Here is a 15,206-nt window from a genome sequence, read left to right on the forward strand (position 1 = left end):
CATTCTTACTTTTAGTAATAAAAAGACCATTCAAAAAAGTCTTACTTGTCCAACAAAACTCCTCTGAACAGTCTTTTTACAAATCATTGACAATTAACAATTGTTTTAGTATCCTAATATCTTCAGCATATCCTCAGCTTTTTGTTGTTCCATAAAAAGCCGAGATACTATATTTCCTTTCTCATCTTTGTCTATCAATACAATTTTAGGTTGCGGAATAAGGCAGTGTTGCAAACCACCTACCCCCCCAATACTGTCTTGGTAAGCCCCCGTATTAAAAAAACCAATGTATAAAGGCTTGTTTTTGTTATACTTAGGTAAGTAGATAGCATTCATATTCTGCTCACTGTTATAGTAATCATCACCATCACACGTAAGCCCGCCCAAAAGCACTCGCTCATATTCATCATTCCAACGATTGATAGGTAACAATACAAAACGTTTATTGATAGCCCAAGTATCAGGTAAAGTGGTAATAAACGATGAATTTATCATATCCCATTTTTCACGGTCATTTTGTTGCTTTTGGTACATAATTTCATAAATAGCACCCCCAGCTTCACCCACCGTAAAACTTCCAAATTCAGTAAAAATATTCGGTACAGGCACTTTCTCTTGTTCACAAGTAATTTTTATCTGGCGGATAATTTCATCTACCATATAAGCGTAATCGTACTCAAAAGCCAGCGAAGTCTTTATAGGAAAACCACCTCCTATATTAAGGCTATCCAGCTCAGGAGCCACCTTTTTCAGCTGAATATACACCCGCAAACACTTCAAAAGCTCATTCCAATAGTAAGCATTATCTTTAATCCCTGTATTGATAAAGAAATGCAACATTTTTAGCCGCACTTTTGCGTTATCTTTTATCTCACGATTGTAAAAAGGCACTATATTCTTATAGCCAATCCCTAGCCTACTAGTATAAAACTCTGAGCGAGGATCTTCTTCCGAAGCAATGCGAATACCAATACTATAAGTCCCCTTTATTTTCTCCTCAAAAAGGTTAATTTCCTCGTAGTTATCAATGATAGGAATACAATTCTCATATCCACGATTGATAAGGTCAGCGATGCCATCTATATAAGCATCGCGTTTAAAGCCATTGCATAAAATATGCTTTTCTTTAGTGATAAGCCCCTCATTGATGAGGTTATTAATAATGTTAATGTCAAAAGCCGAAGATGTTTCCATATGAATATCATTCTTCAGTGCTTCCACCATTACGTGTTTAAAGTGCGAACTCTTCGTACAATAGCAGTAATTATATGCCCCTTTGTATTTATGCTTTTTAATAGCCTTTTCAAACCATTTTTTAGCCCTCTGTATATTCTCCGAAATTCTCGGCAAATACATAAACTTAAGCGGTGCTCCGTATTGGCGTACCAGCTCCATTAAGTCAATATTGTGAAAGCGAAGTTCATCGCCCTCCAAGGTAAATTCATCTTGAGGAAAATAGTAGGTTCGGTCAATTAAGTCGATATATTTATTTTTCATTTGTTCAGCGTAATTAAAATAATAGTAAATGTTTTTGCGAAGTGCGAGCAACAGTCATCACTATTGCCCAAAATGCTATTACTTCCTAATGCTGATTTTTCAAATACGAAGAGGTGAAAGGCTTTTTGCCTTGCAACGAATCTGTTGTGCACGTGTGTGAGCAGAGTGAAAATAACTTAAAAATATGATGTAATCGTTCATATTCATTGTAATAACCTCAATAATTAAAAGTTATAAAAATTGTTATATGTTATATAGACACAACGTTACGACTATACGGCTGCAAAGGTAGTCATTATTTTTTAATTAACAGCTATGTTTTAAAAAAAATCTTTATCAAATATGATAGTTTTATAAGAAAAAACAGCAGAGACATCGCTATCTCTGCTGTTTTGTTATTTATTTTACCAATCCTACAATTTCATTTACAATTTGTAATTCCTCGTTGGTAGGTATTATCAATATTTTCACTCGGCTATCTGCAGCTTGTATTTCTACAGGTGCTTTAGGGTGATTTAGTTCTTCATTCTTCTTCTCATCAAGTTTGATACCAAAGAAATCCATATTCCTACAAGCAAATGAGCGTGTAAGAGCATCGTTTTCGCCCAAACCTGCCGTAAATACAATCGAATCCAACCCGTTTAAAGCAGCTGTATAAGCTCCTATAAATTTTTGGATACGATAACCGTACATCTCGTAACAAAGCTGAGCGTTTGCATCGCCTGCGTGGTATTTAGCTGCCACATCACGAGCGTCAGAATAGCCTGTAAGCCCCAGCATACCACTCTTCTTGTTAAAGATAGTTTTCACCTCCTCAAAGCTCAATCCCAATTCTTGTCCCAAAAAGAACGCTACAGAGGCATCTATCTGTCCGCAACGCGTACCCATAATAAGACCATCAAGTGGCGTTAAGCCCATTGAGGTATCTATACACTGTCCATTTTGGTTCACAGCAGCCATACTCGCCCCATTACCTAAGTGAATTGTAATGTTCTTAATATGCGGATTATTGAGGTATTTACGCGCTTCAGCATCTACAAACTTATGGCTTGTACCGTGGAAACCATACGAACGAATACCATACTTTTCGTAGTATTCATTAGGAATTGCATAGCGGAAAGCTTTAGGAGGCATCGTTTGGTGGAACGCAGTGTCAAACACAGCCACATGAATAGCCTTATTAAAAAGTTTACGCGCCACGCGAATACCTTCTAAGTGTCCTGGATTGTGCAAAGGCGATAGTGGGATAATACGTGTGATTTCTTCCACAACAGCATCATCTATTACAGTAGGCTGTACCAATTTTTCACCCCCGTGCACCACACGATGTCCTACCCCTTTTATTTCTTCAGGATTGTGAATAACTCCCACTTCAGGGTCTGTGAGGAATTCAGTTACCAAGTTCATACCCACCTCGTGAGTAGGAATAGGCACTTCTTTCTTCCTTTCTACTTCTTTACCGTCTTTTACCGCAACATATTTTATCAAGCTACCTTCAATACCTATACGGTCTACAATCCCTTTGGCTTTTGATTCTCCTGTTTTAGAATCTATAAGCTGATATTTTAGAGACGAACTCCCCGAATTAATAATTAATATTTCCATTTTCTTTTATAATTTCTGATTTATAAGCTCATTAAAATTCCGACTGTATGGCTGTAATAAGCACCGTATTGTAAATGTCGGGAATAAGTGCCCCCCTGCTCAAGTCGTTTACAGGCTTTTTCAAGCCTTGAAGCATAGGCCCTATTGCCAAACCTCCAGTTTCGCGTTGTACTGCCTTATAAGTATTATTACCCGTATTAAGGTCAGGGAAAATAAGTACATTAGCTTGTCCTGCTACTGGCGAATTAGGCATCTTTTGTTTACCCACTTTAGGATCTACTGCCGCATCGTATTGTATAGGCCCTTCCACCAATAGTTCTGGACGACGTTGTTTTACTAAAGCGGTAGCTTCACGCACTTTATCCACATCAGCACCACTGCCTGAGTTACCAGAAGAGTAGGAGAGGAGTGCTACCTTAGGTTCTATGCCAAAAGCAATTGCCGAATCGGCAGAGCTGATAGCTATATCTGCCAATTGTTCCGCAGTTGGGTTTGGTACTACCGCACAGTCACCGTACACCAATACGCGGTCGTGCAACAACATAAAGAATACTGACGACACAGTGCTTACCCCTGGCTTGGTCTTTACAAACTGTAATGACGGACGAATAGTATGTGCTGTTGTATTTACCGCACCCGATACCATACCATCGGCATCACCTACAAATACCATCATCGTACCAAAGTACGAAGCATCAAGCATCAAATCTTTAGCTTGCGAAAGCTCTAAACCTTTGCTCTTGCGAAGCTCGTATAGTTTCTCAGCATACGCCTCATATTTAGGGCTATTAGCAGGATTTACAATACTGATACGTTTTTCGTTCCATTTCAAGCCCAATATATTGGTAGCACGTGTTTTTATCGCTTCGGGGTCGCCCAAGATAGTAAGGTATACCAATTCATCTTCGGCAAGTTGTGAAGCAGCAGTAAGAATACGGTCATCGGTACCCTCTGGCAATACAATGTGTTTTTGCCCTTGGCGTGCTTTCTGTACCATATTGTATTGGAACATTCGCGGTGTTATGGTTTCCGATTTAAATGAAGAAATGCTCTTGTTTAGTTTTTCAGCATCTACAGTTTCGTCAAACAACTGAAGTAGTAGTTTTATCTTTTCTGTGTTCTCTGGGTAAATACGAGGATTGATAGCCCCTATAAGGTTTGCTGTTTCAAAAGTATTGCTCTTGGCTATCATTATCGGGATGTTTTTTTGAATACCCTCCAATATCTTGTGAATAGATTTGTCAAGCTCAAAGTCTCCGTATAGCACAATTCCTTTGATGTTTGAATAGTTGGAGTAGTTAGCTACTAATGAGCCCGTAATCAAGTCAGTACGGTCGGCAGGGATTACCGCCAAAGTATCTTCAGTAAGGTTTGCAAAATAGTTAGGCAATTGCATCGCTCCTATAAGGGTACGTTTGGTAATAACATCTATGTTATCACCTTTGTACAAAAACTCAGCATTTAAAGCTTTGGCTACTTCGCGAATCGTAGGGCGTGAAAGCTCCTCTTTGCGCGGAATTACAGTAAATGTAATATCTTTAAATTTCTGTTCCAATTTGCTTTGGGTAGCCTCTGTCGCATTTTTAGCCTTGTTGATAAACACACTAAGCACTTGCACATCTTTTTCTAAAATCGAATTTAATTGCACTTGCACTTGGTTTAGTAGCTCGTCTTCCGAAGCAAAACTATCCTTTAGCACTACCAGCACAGGAATATTCAAGCTCTGTGCTACCGAAGCGTTAAAGTCAGTATCAAAATTGCTATCACCTACAATACCAGGACTATCTACCAATACAAAGTCAAACTTTTCTTCTAAAGCTTTGTACTTTTTGATGATGGTATCATACACTTCACCAATATTTCCTTGGTTCTTAAGGGCTATTACCTCTTTACGTGTATAAGCATAAGTCTCTTCATAACTCATATTGAGCTTAAAGTGCTCCAACACTGTTTCTATAAGCATATCTTTTTCAGACTTGCTTTCAATAATAGGCTTAAAGTAGCCTACCTTTGATGTATTGCGCATTATCATTTGCAATACACCTAAGCTCACTACCGATTTACCACTGTGGGTATTTACGGGGATAATGTAAACTGACTTATTCATTGTTCTAATTTTACTTGTTTTAGTGTATAGATTGCAAAAGTACAAAATAATGTTTAATTGTCAAATAATTATTGATTATTTTTTTTGCCGTTACATACCCAGCGCTATGCATTCGCTGGCTTGGTTATCACACAATATCCTTATTCTATAATAAAAATAGGATTTTACCCCATAAGGATAAAATCCTACAAAAAAATTTACACTAATGAAATCTCGTTTCTAATTTGATGTATTCTAAAAACTCCTTTCTCACTTCAGGGTCTTTAAATTTTCCACCAAATTCAGCCGTTACAGTACTGCTATCTATATCTTCTATCCCTCGCGAATTTACGCATAGGTGTTTTGCATCAATAATGCAGGCTACATCTTCAGTACCCAAAGCTCGCTGCATCTCTTGTACTATTTGCAGGGTGAGGCGCTCTTGTACTTGGGGGCGTTTGGCATAGTATTCCACAATACGATTCATTTTAGATAGTCCCAGCACTTTTCCGTTGGATATATATCCCACGTGTGCCCTCCCCACTATAGGTAATAAATGGTGCTCACACGTAGAATAAACCACTATGTTTTTCTCTACCAACATTTCGCCGTAGTGATATGAGTTGTTAAAAGTAGACATCGAAGGTCTGCGCTCTGGTAATAAGCCGCCAAATATCTCCTTTACAAACATCTTCGCTACACGTTTGGGCGTACCTTTTAGGCTATCGTCAGTTAAATCCATACCCAATGTGTGTAATATAGCACGCACGTGTCCTTCTATCTCGGTTATCTTTTCAGCCTCACTTTTCTCAAAAGCATCAGCCCTTAGAGGCGTTTCTGCCGAAGTGGCTATATGATTTTCTCCTAAAATATCTTCTTCTTTCATCGTTTTTTATTATGATGGGGCAAAGGTACAAATAATTATTCAAAGGTAAAAACTTTTTTATGTTTTGCGTCTTGCGAAGTTATAGCCAAGCGCACAACCTCTTCCATATCGGTTACGTAGTGGAAGGTAAGCCCTTTGAGGTATTCTTCTTTTATTTCTTGTATATCTTTTTTGTTATCTTTGCTCAGTATGTATTCTTTTATGCCTGCACGCTTTCCTGCCAATATCTTTTCTTTAAGTCCGCCCACAAGTAACACCTTGCCACGCAAGGTAATTTCACCGGTCATTGCCAAGTGCTTTTTCACACGTTTTTGGGTGAATAATGACATTAGCGAGGTGAGCATCGCAATTCCTGCGCTAGGCCCATCTTTTGGGGTAGCACCCTCTGGCACGTGTATATGCACATCGTAGTTTTCAAAGAGCTTAGGGTTTAGGTTATAGCGCTCGGCATTGGCTTTGATGTATTCTAAGGCTATGGTAGCCGATTCTTTCATCACCTGCCCCAAGTTGCCCGTAATGTTCAGTACCCCCTTGCCTTTAGAGAGTGCCGATTCTATAAATAGTATCTCACCTCCCATACTCGTCCAAGCAAGTCCTGTTACTACACCTGCCACATCGTTGTCTTCGTATTTATCACGGTCAAAATGCGGTACACCCAATATTTTCTCTATATCTTCAACAGATATTTTAGGGTCGTATGCCTCTTCCATAGCCAAGTTTTTAGCACCATAACGCACTACTTTGGCTATTTCTTTTTCTAAGGCGCGCACCCCCGATTCGCGGGTATAACCTTCTATAATACGCTCTATTTCTTTCCTACCCAGTTGTATATCAGATGATTTCATTCCGTGCTCTTTCAGCTGCTTGGGCAAGAGGTGTCGTTTGGCTATTTCGGCTTTTTCTTCAATAGTATAGCCCGTTACGTTGATGAGCTCCATACGGTCGCGTAAGGCAGGCTGTATGGTAGATAAATCGTTGGCAGTGGCTATAAACAATACCTTAGAGAGGTCATAACCCATCTCTAAAAAGTTGTCGTAAAACTCCTTGTTTTGTTCGGGGTCAAGTACCTCCAGCATTGCCGATGAGGGGTCGCCGTGGTAATTGTTATTGCCTAATTTATCTATCTCGTCCAATACAAATACGGGATTGGAGGTCTTTGCCTTTTTCAATAGCTGCAATATACGTCCTGGCATTGCCCCTATGTAGGTTTTGCGGTGCCCGCGTATTTCGGCTTCATCGTGCAAGCCTCCTAATGACATTCGCACATATTCGCGGTTGAGTGCTTTGGCTATAGAACGCCCTAAAGAGGTTTTTCCTACCCCTGGCGGACCATAAAAGCACAATATGGGCGACTTCATATCGTTGCGCAGTTTTAGTACGGCTAAGTATTCTATAATACGGCGCTTTACTTCATCTATGCCATAGTGGGCTTTATCGAGTATCTTTTGGGCGCGGTTCAGGTCAAAATTGTCTTTAGAGTATTCATTCCAAGGCAACTCTAAAAGCGTTTCTATGTAATTGCGCTGTATGCTATAATCAGGGCTATTGGGGTTGGTGCGTTGCATTTTGGTGATTTCCTTTTCAAAGAGGTCTTTCACCTTTTTGTCCCATTTTTTATCTTTGGCTTTAGCACGTAGCTCTTCTATTTCGGCTTCTGATGAAGCTCCGCCCAACTCTTTCTGAATGGTTTGCATCTGCTGCTGCAAAAAGTACTCGCGCTGCTGCTTGTCTATATCAAAACGGGCTTTAGATTGCACTTCGTTGCGAAGCGTAAGCCTTTGGAAATCTATATGCAAGTATTTCAATACCTCCGTAGCGCGTTCCTTAAGCTCATCTATTTCCAATACTGCTTGTTTTTCCAATACGGTAGCATTCATATTGGCTGATATGAAGTTTATTAGGAAAGCATCGCTGTTGATGTTTCGGATAGCAAAGGCTGCTTCCGAAGGGAGATTGGGGTTTTCTTGAATAATCTTGATAGCCATTTCTCTTACAGATTCGATAGTGGCTTCAAACTCCTTATCGTTGGGTTCAGGTTTTATATCGGCTACTTCGGTAATAGCGGCTTTTATGTAGGGTTTTTCTTCTACAATGTGGTCTATCTGAAAGCGTTTTTTGCCTTGTATGATAATAGTAGCATTCCCGTCGGGAAGCTTGAATATGCGCAAGATACGGGCTACTGTTCCCAGCTTGTAAAGGTCATTACTTGTGGGGTTTTCGGTATCTTCATTTAATTGTGCTACTATACCTATGGTTTTATCGGTGTCATTAGCGTCATTCATCAGCTGCAACGAGGCATCACGCCCTATGTTGATAGGGGCTACTACTCCTGGAAATAACACGGTATTTCTTAGTGGTAATATGGGAAGTATCTGTGGGATTGCTTGTTGTGATACTTCTTGCTCATCTTCCTCTGGGAAAAGAGGTATGATTTCTGCATTCTCATCCATATTGCTAATCACTAAGCTGTCAAAATTTTCTATTTTCATTGTCTTATTGAATCAAGATATGCCAATATGTCAGTCGCTTTTTTAGTTACTGTTGGCTTTATTGAGTTATTAGTTTGATATTGTGCATTTTACTAATGTAAATGCTTTCTTGGGTATATATATTGCAATTGCTGTGCCAATTTGTGCAGAGGGTGGGGTTATTGTTTTATCAATCGCTTGTTGATACGCTTTACAAGTCCTGCACCCTCGTATATAAAGCCTGTGTAAAGCTGTACCAGTGAGGCTCCTGCGTTCAGCTTTTCAATAGCATCCTCTTCGCTAAAAATACCTCCTACGCCTATAATTGGGAAGGCTTTGTTGCTTTTTTCTGATAGAAAACGGATTACCTCGGTGGCACGTTGCTTTAAGGGCTTACCACTAAGTCCACCTGTTTCGTTTTGTGCAGGCGAGTGTAGCCCTTGTCTGCCAATGGTGGTATTGGTGGCTATAACACCTGCGATGTGGGTATTTTGTACAATCTCAATAATATCTAATAGTTGCTCATCGGTTAAATCGGGGGCTATTTTTAGCAGTATGGGCTTTGGTTTGGGATGCTCGTGGTTTTTGTGTTGTAGGGTACTGAGCAGCTGTTGTAGGGGTTCTTTTTCTTGTAAGGTGCGCAAATTGGGGGTATTGGGCGAACTTACATTCACTACAAAATAATCTACGTAATCAAACAGCTGTTCAAAACAGATGAGATAGTCATTCACAGCTTGGTCGTTAGGGGTAATTTTGTTTTTACCTATATTGCCACCTATGAGCACATTTTTGTTCTTTTTAAGGCGTTTTACGGCTGCTTCTACACCTTCGTTATTGAAGCCCATTCTATTGATGATACCTTGGTCGTCTATTAGGCGGAAGAGCCGCTTGGGGGGATTGCCAGGTTGTGGTTTAGGGGTGATAGTGCCTATCTCTATAAATCCGAAGCCTAAATTGGAGAGCTCTTGGTATAGCTTGGCGTCTTTGTCTAGCCCTGCGGCTAATCCTACGGGGTTTTTGAAATGCAAGCCGAATACCTCACGGTGTAGTGAGGGGTGCTCTACCTTGTAAATGGCTCTTATAAGGGCAGGCACAAGGGGTATTTTGTGTATGAATTTCAAATAGCTGAATGTGAAATGGTGTGCCTTTTCGGGGTCGAGCGAAAAGAGTAATGGGCGAATAATGGTTTTGTACATAATCTCAATTTACATATAAAAAAGGTTAGAAAAAACGGCTTGTGCCTCCTCTCTAACCTAAAATCATACTAACACTTAATGATAATTCTTTTTTATGGTGCAAATATACAGCTTTTTTTTATTCTGTACAATTTTTTTGACGAATATTTTTTTGGCTAATGTGTTTTCTTTGCTTAGTGCTTGCTGGTGCGGCTTTGCCCCTGTGTTAAGCGAAGGTTGAGCGAAGGTTGAGCGAAGGTTGAGCGAAGGATAATCGAAGGATAAGCGAAGGATAAGCGAAGGATAAATTAGCTTGTTTTCTTATAATTCCAAATTGCCCAGCTGTTGAGCGCTACTGCGAAGCCCATAAGGTATAATAGCTCTGCCTTCAATTCCCATAGCGCACTGCCTTTCAGGACAATTTGGCGCATTGCTTTTACAAAGTGAGTAACGGGAATGAATTGCGATGCTGTCATTGCCCAAGCGGGCATACTCTCTATATTGGTAAGGAAACCGCTCATTAGCAGGAATATCATTATAAAGAAATAGGCGATAAACATTGCTTGCAACTGCGAATTGGCAAAGGTGGAAACCAGCAGCCCAAAGCCAAGAATGGCAATAAGATACATTGCAGCAAAGGTGTATAGGGTGAGCAAACTTCCCGCTGGGGCGATACCATAAACTACATACATCAGGGTAAGCCCCAAAGTGAAAAGCAGCGTACCTAATACCCAAAAGGGTATGAGCTTGCCTAAAATGAATTGCCACTTCTTAATAGGCGTTACGTTTATCTGCTCTATGGTGCCTATTTCTTTTTCTTTAACCACATTCAGTGCCGATAAGAAACCGCCTATAATGGTGAGCAATATGGCTAATATGCCGGGCACAATGTAGTATTTGTACTGCATCAGTGGGTTGTACCAAGAGGTGCTTGCCATTGTTATTTGGGCTGTACGAGCAAGAGGTTTGGGGGCTTTGATATTGATAGCCAACTGTTGGTTGAAATCGTGTATTACTTGTGCCAAATAGGCTCCTCCTAAGCTGGACTTGCTGCCGTTGATAGCATCTATCGATACGCCTATGGACTGGCGCCCCTCACGCACGAGATTGCGCTCAAAATCGGTAGGGATTTCTACTACTACATCAGCTTTGCCTTTTTCTATATACGTAATACCTTCGGCATAAGTGAAAGGGGCACTGATAAGGCGGAAATACCCCGAGGCGGTTATCTTCTGTAATAGCTGTTGCGAATAGGGGCTCTGGTCGTGGTCTATATACACGAGGTTGATGTTCTTCACATCAAAATTGGCTACTTGTGGCAGTATGATGAACTGCATTATTGGTGCTATAAACATCATTGCCAAGATGGTTTTATCTCGGAATATCTGTTTAAATTCTTTTTGGAGGATAAAGCTTAATGTATTCATTAGAGGTTAGTGTTTAGTTGTTTGACATTAGGGTTTGAAAGTTTTACATTAGGGTTTGGAGGGAAAATTGCGGTAGTGGCTGAGGACTCACTGCTTTGAACTCACAACTAAACACTAACTTATTCTAAACGGACTTTGAACTTTTTCATTGCAAGGCTTAGAAATAGGACTGCCATTGTGATAAGAATTAGGGTTTCTTGCCATACATAACCAAAACTGAGCCCTTTAAGCATTACTTTTTTTACGATACTATAATAATAGCTGGAAGGGAAGACTTTGGATATTCCTTGAAAAACAAGGGGCATATTCTCTATGGGGAACATAAAGCCTGTAAAGAAGGCGGTAGGGAGCATTAGCCCCATCATTGAGATGAGCATCGCTGTTTGTTGTGAGGCTGTTATGGTGGATATAAGTAGCCCCAAAGATAGACAGATGATGATGAACAGAGTACTTTCGGCATAAAGCAGTAGCAAATTGCCTCGCACCGGTACTTCGAGCATATAAGCCGAGAGTAAGAGTATCACAGTAAAGTTGATAAGCGAGAGTATCAGGTAGGGAGTGGCTTTGGCTATGAGTATTTTTAGGGGGTTGAAGGGGGATACTAATAGGATTTCCATAGTTCCTAACTCTTTTTCGCGCACAACTGCTACTGAGGTGAGGGCAGTGCTTACTATCATAAAGACGAGTGCTATCACCCCAGGAACGAAGTTCATCGAACCATTTTGGGCTGGGTTGTACAGCATTCGGTTTTCTACCACTATCTGATAAGAGGGTTGCGCCGTAGGGTTGAGTGTTTGCTGGTAGCTAAGCAATATGGCATTGAGGTAGTTTTCTACCGTTTTGGCGGTATTGGGGTCAGCTCCATCGGTGATGAGTTGTAGGGTAGTGCCTTGGGGCGTGTATAGGTCTTTACCAAAATCAGGAGGGAAGAGAAGTGCGGCTTTGAGTGTGCCTCGCTTGAATTGGGTTTCTATTTCATCGTAATTGAGCAAGGGCTCTTTCACCTTGAAATAAGGACTTGCGGCGACTTGCGTTTGGATTTGCTGTGTATAGGTGTTGTGCGCCTTGTCGAGGACTGCAATTGAGATGTTCTTGACCTCGCTGCTGAGGGCTTGACCAAATAGGAGTATTTGGGCTATGGGAATACCGAAGAGTATCAGTAGGGTACGGCGGTCTCGGAATACGTGATAGAATTCCTTGCGTATAAAGGCTATAAGCTGTTTCATTGGGTTTGTAATTAGGTTCTTAGGGATTAAAAGGCGAATTGCCATTCGCCCCTACACGGGGTTATTCATTGCGTTTTGCATTGCGGGCAAGCTGATAGAAAACTTCGTCCATTGAATGGGTGTTGTATTGTTTTTTGAGGTGAGTGGGGGTATCTAAGGCTGCTACTTTGCCATCGACCATTATACTGATGCGGTTGCAGTACTCGGCTTCGTCCATATAATGGGTGGTGACAAATACGGTGATGCCTTGCGCGGAGGCTTCGTATATCATATCCCAAAACTGACGGCGCGTGATGGGGTCTACACCACCGGTAGGCTCATCTAAGAACACAATTTCGGGACGGTGGAAGATAGCTACCGAAAAGGCGAGCTTCTGCTTCCAGCCCAGCGGTAGCGACCCTACGAGTTTGTTGGCTTCTGCCTGCAAGCCAAGCTTGGTGATAAGGTGGGAACTGCGGGTTTTGATTTCGTTTCGGGGTACGCCATAGACGCCTCCGTAAAAGGTGATGTTTTCCTTTACTGTAAGGTTGTCGTAGAGCGAGAACTTCTGACTCATATAACCGATGCGCTTCTTTATCTGCTCTTGCTGTGTATAAACATCGAAGCCTGCTACGGTAGCCTCGCCTGAGGTAGGGTAGGAGAGTCCGCAGAAGATGCGTATGGCAGTGGTTTTGCCCGCGCCATTGGCACCAAGGAAGCCGAAGATTTCGCCTTTCTTGACGGATAAGGATATGCCGTTGACGGCTTTGAAGTCGCCGAACTGCTTAGTGAGGTTGTTACATTCTATGGCTGTCATCTTATTAATTAGCAAATTAGTAAATGTGAAAATTAGCAATTTGTGGTTTCCATTAGGCGGATAAAACTGTCCTCGATGGTGGGGGTGATGGGCTGCCAATCGAGGTGGGGGAAGGTGGTTTTCAGCTGCTGCTGGAATAAGGTTATATTGGTGTCTTCTTTGAGGGTAAGGTGCAAATACTCGCCAAAGGGGTAACAACTATCTATTTCGGGCTTTTGGCGCAGGTGTTGGAGCAGTGCGTACAGGTCGGGAGCCTTGACAGCATAGAGTGTTGTGGGGTAATCGGCGATGATTTGCTCGGGGGTGCTGGTGGAAAGTATCTTTCCTGCTTGCATTAGGGCAATGCGGTCGCATAGGCTGGCTTCGTCCATATAAGGGGTGGAAACGAGTATACTGATGCCTTGCTCTTTGAGCTTGGCGAGCATTTGCCAGAATTCTTTGCGCGAAACTACATCTACGCCGGTGGTGGGTTCGTCTAAAAAAAGCACTTTGGGCTTGTGTATGAGGGCGCAGCATAGGGCTAACTTTTGCTTCATTCCGCCTGAAAGTTTGCCTGCTCTGCGATTGCAGAAGGGCTTTATCTGCTCGTAAATATCCTTAATAAGGGGATAGTTCTGCTCTATGGTTGTGCCAAAGACGGTGGCGAAGAATTGTAGGTTTTCTTGCACGGTAAGGTCTTGGTATAGGGAGAAGCGCCCAGGCATATAGCCCACACAGTTGCGGATTTGTTTGTAATCGCGGACGATGTCCCAACCCTCGATGGTTGCTGTACCTTCATCAGGCAATAGGAGGGTAGTGAGCATACGGAAGACGGTGGTTTTGCCTGCGCCATCGGGACCGATAAGCCCAAATAGTTCGCCTTTCTCTACTTGTAAGGAGAGGTTTTGGACGGCTTGGGTATCGCCATAGGACTTGCTGAGATTTTGTATATTTATGCTTGGCATTTTATTAATTAGTAAATGTGAAAATTAGCAAATTAGCAAATGTGAAAATTAGAAAATACAATGAGATTGCTACTTGATACTTTTTGTAGCGATATAGCTTGCAACGTTGTGTTCGTGTAGATTGCCATAGCCATTGGTATCGTCATAAAGGCTTAAAAGCGTGAATCCCGCCTCTAACTGTCCATTAATTTGCTCTTCTAAGGTGTGTGAAAACTGTATGCCACCATTGCTTTTCTGCATCTGACGCAGGTGTTCTTCGTTCTTTAATGGGTTAAAAGGCAGGGTGTTTATCAGTGTTTTTTCTTCCTCATCAAATAGATAATTAACGCCTATGTCTAAACCTGAAAGCAATACACCTCCTTTTTTAAGCACGCGGTAGCACTCTTTCCATAGTGGTTTTACCTCTTCAATATAACAATTGGACACGGGGTGAAATATCATATCAAAGGTATCGTTAGCGAAAGGAAGGGGGTTGCTCATATCTTCTTGCAGGAGTGTGATGAGGTAACCCTCACGTTGGGCAACTATTCTCTCTTGTTCTATTTGTCTATCGGAGTAGTCTAATACAGTACATTGCGCACCTAAGGCAGTGAAAATAGGCATCTGCTGACCGCCACCGCTGGCGAGCCCTAACACTTTTTTGCCACGCAAGTTGCCTATCCAATCCTTAGGTACACTTTTAGTTGGAGTAAGTTTAACGGAAAAATTACCGTTTTTGGCTTCCTCAAATTCGGTATGGGAGATAGGTTGCCCCCACTCCCAACCATTATCAATCCAATTATTAATGGTCTGTTGGTTTATTTTCTGGTAGTTTATAGGGTTCATTTTTAGTATTTTTAGTTTGTTATTATTTTAGATAAGTACGAGCTACAAGCTCTTTTTTTGATAGGCACGAGCTACAAGCTCGCGCCAGCGGGGGTATGTTTTTTGATTTTTATTGCGAATTTGACAATGTAATTTTTATTGTATTCCTCCGACTAAGCTCCGACTAAGCTCCGACATTTGTCTTACATAGGACTTATTGAATTATTCGCAATGTTTTTCTGTAATGATTGTGAATTGTGAATTTTGAATTGAGCACGAGCTACAAGCTCTG

General features: G+C 41.4%; 11 protein-coding genes. All 11 read right to left on the reverse strand.

All coding sequences use genetic code 11. The annotated features are described in order from the left end of the window. Window positions 1-105 precede the first annotated feature (105 nt). Entirely contained in the window at window positions 106-1,497 is a 1,392-nt protein-coding gene (locus tag HMPREF9075_RS00320) for a Pyridoxal-dependent decarboxylase sheet domain protein (RefSeq protein ID WP_009414585.1), read from the reverse strand. Window positions 1,498-1,896: 399 nt separating this feature from the next. Continuing rightward, complete coding sequence (locus HMPREF9075_RS00325; protein WP_009414586.1) at window positions 1,897-3,102, reverse strand: acetate/propionate family kinase; 1,206 nt, start codon at window positions 3,100-3,102, stop codon at window positions 1,897-1,899. A 31-nt stretch (window positions 3,103-3,133) separates the two neighbouring features. Continuing rightward, on the reverse strand, window positions 3,134-5,209 hold the full coding sequence (gene pta / locus HMPREF9075_RS00330; protein ID WP_009414587.1) for a phosphate acetyltransferase: 2,076 nt from the start codon (window positions 5,207-5,209) through the stop codon (window positions 3,134-3,136). Between the two features lie 202 nt (window positions 5,210-5,411). Next, window positions 5,412-6,074 carry a GTP cyclohydrolase I FolE gene (gene folE / locus HMPREF9075_RS00335; protein ID WP_009414588.1) on the reverse strand — a complete coding sequence of 221 codons (663 nt, stop codon included), beginning with the start codon at window positions 6,072-6,074 and terminating at the stop codon, window positions 5,412-5,414. Window positions 6,075-6,109: 35 nt separating this feature from the next. Continuing rightward, window positions 6,110-8,563, reverse strand: coding sequence for an endopeptidase La (lon, locus tag HMPREF9075_RS00340; protein WP_009414589.1), 2,454 nt, complete (start codon window positions 8,561-8,563; stop codon window positions 6,110-6,112). A gap of 158 nt (window positions 8,564-8,721) precedes the next feature. Continuing rightward, on the reverse strand, window positions 8,722-9,738 hold the full coding sequence (locus HMPREF9075_RS00345; RefSeq protein ID WP_009414590.1) for a quinone-dependent dihydroorotate dehydrogenase: 1,017 nt from the start codon (window positions 9,736-9,738) through the stop codon (window positions 8,722-8,724). A 287-nt stretch (window positions 9,739-10,025) separates the two neighbouring features. After that, on the reverse strand, window positions 10,026-11,144 hold the full coding sequence (locus tag HMPREF9075_RS00350) for an ABC transporter permease (protein ID WP_009414591.1): 1,119 nt from the start codon (window positions 11,142-11,144) through the stop codon (window positions 10,026-10,028). 119 nt (window positions 11,145-11,263) lie between these two features. Continuing rightward, window positions 11,264-12,370, reverse strand: a complete 1,107-nt coding sequence (locus tag HMPREF9075_RS00355) for an ABC transporter permease (RefSeq protein WP_034556443.1) — start codon at window positions 12,368-12,370, stop codon at window positions 11,264-11,266. Between the two features lie 61 nt (window positions 12,371-12,431). Then, window positions 12,432-13,166 carry an ABC transporter ATP-binding protein gene (locus HMPREF9075_RS00360; RefSeq protein ID WP_009414593.1) on the reverse strand — a complete coding sequence of 245 codons (735 nt, stop codon included), beginning with the start codon at window positions 13,164-13,166 and terminating at the stop codon, window positions 12,432-12,434. A 32-nt stretch (window positions 13,167-13,198) separates the two neighbouring features. Then, window positions 13,199-14,110, reverse strand: a complete 912-nt coding sequence (locus tag HMPREF9075_RS00365) for an ABC transporter ATP-binding protein (RefSeq protein WP_009414594.1) — start codon at window positions 14,108-14,110, stop codon at window positions 13,199-13,201. A gap of 69 nt (window positions 14,111-14,179) precedes the next feature. Further along, entirely contained in the window at window positions 14,180-14,935 is a 756-nt protein-coding gene (locus HMPREF9075_RS00370) for a class I SAM-dependent methyltransferase (protein WP_009414595.1), read from the reverse strand. Window positions 14,936-15,206: the final 271 nt, after the last annotated feature.

Source organism: Capnocytophaga sp. oral taxon 332 str. F0381 (genome assembly GCF_000318275.2).
GTDB classification, from domain to species: Bacteria; Bacteroidota; Bacteroidia; order Flavobacteriales; family Flavobacteriaceae; genus Capnocytophaga; species Capnocytophaga bilenii.

What these genes read in the sequence shown, in the direction of transcription:
- HMPREF9075_RS00350 (WP_009414591.1), bottom strand. Translation starts at nt 11,144, where the DNA reads ATGAATACATTAAGCTTTATCCTCCAAAAAGAATTTAAACAGATATTC.
- HMPREF9075_RS00370 (WP_009414595.1), bottom strand. Translation starts at nt 14,935, where the DNA reads ATGAACCCTATAAACTACCAGAAAATAAACCAACAGACCATTAATAAT.
- HMPREF9075_RS00355 (WP_034556443.1), bottom strand. Translation starts at nt 12,370, where the DNA reads ATGAAACAGCTTATAGCCTTTATACGCAAGGAATTCTATCACGTATTC.
- pta (WP_009414587.1), bottom strand. Translation starts at nt 5,209, where the DNA reads ATGAATAAGTCAGTTTACATTATCCCCGTAAATACCCACAGTGGTAAA.
- folE (WP_009414588.1), bottom strand. Translation starts at nt 6,074, where the DNA reads ATGAAAGAAGAAGATATTTTAGGAGAAAATCATATAGCCACTTCGGCA.
- HMPREF9075_RS00360 (WP_009414593.1), bottom strand. Translation starts at nt 13,166, where the DNA reads ATGACAGCCATAGAATGTAACAACCTCACTAAGCAGTTCGGCGACTTC.
- HMPREF9075_RS00345 (WP_009414590.1), bottom strand. Translation starts at nt 9,738, where the DNA reads ATGTACAAAACCATTATTCGCCCATTACTCTTTTCGCTCGACCCCGAA.
- lon (WP_009414589.1), bottom strand. Translation starts at nt 8,563, where the DNA reads ATGAAAATAGAAAATTTTGACAGCTTAGTGATTAGCAATATGGATGAG.
- HMPREF9075_RS00320 (WP_009414585.1), bottom strand. Translation starts at nt 1,497, where the DNA reads ATGAAAAATAAATATATCGACTTAATTGACCGAACCTACTATTTTCCT.
- HMPREF9075_RS00325 (WP_009414586.1), bottom strand. Translation starts at nt 3,102, where the DNA reads ATGGAAATATTAATTATTAATTCGGGGAGTTCGTCTCTAAAATATCAG.
- HMPREF9075_RS00365 (WP_009414594.1), bottom strand. Translation starts at nt 14,110, where the DNA reads ATGCCAAGCATAAATATACAAAATCTCAGCAAGTCCTATGGCGATACC.